Origin of the sequence: Streptomyces flavofungini, assembly GCF_041028215.1 — a bacterium.
In the GTDB taxonomy this organism is placed as follows: Bacteria; Actinomycetota; Actinomycetes; order Streptomycetales; family Streptomycetaceae; genus Streptomyces; species Streptomyces flavofungini_B.
On sequence record NZ_JASKYR010001553.1, the window covers coordinates 1 to 509 of the forward strand.

General features: G+C 75.4%; 1 pseudogene. It reads right to left on the reverse strand.

From position 1 onward, the window contains the following. Positions 1 to 509: pseudogene (locus AB8Z36_RS42145) on the reverse strand (FUSC family protein); the annotation flags it as partial.

A 509-nucleotide genomic window follows, 5' to 3' on the forward strand; every position in this document is an offset into this window, starting at 1 on the left:
GCCACGGAGAGGTAGGAGTCGGCGACGGCGGCGCGTTCGGGGACGCCGGACCGCAGCGGCCAGGCGAGCAGGGCGAGGGCCAGGACGAGCAGGCCGCCGCCGGTCATCAGGGCCGGGGCGAGCCACCACGCGCCCGGCATCGGGAGACCGGCGCCGACCACGCAGTTGAGCAGCAGGAGCAGCCCGGAGACGGAGGCCACGGCGCCGATCGTCGACATCATCCCGGAGACGAGCGCGACGAGGGTGACCGCGCCGACGGCGACCCAGCCGTGGCCGAAGACGAGCGAGCCGAGGGTGACGCCGATGGCCCCGAAGAGCTGCGGGACGGCGATGTTGAGGATGCGCATGCGGTACGCGTCGGCGGTGTCGCCGATGACACCGGAGAGCGCGCCCATCSAGGCCAGCGCCCCGTACGCCGGCTGTCCCGCGACGATGCCGACGGCGAGCGGCAGCGCCATCGCCACGGAGGCGTGGGCGACGGCCGCCCAGGGGATGGGGGCGGACTGCGG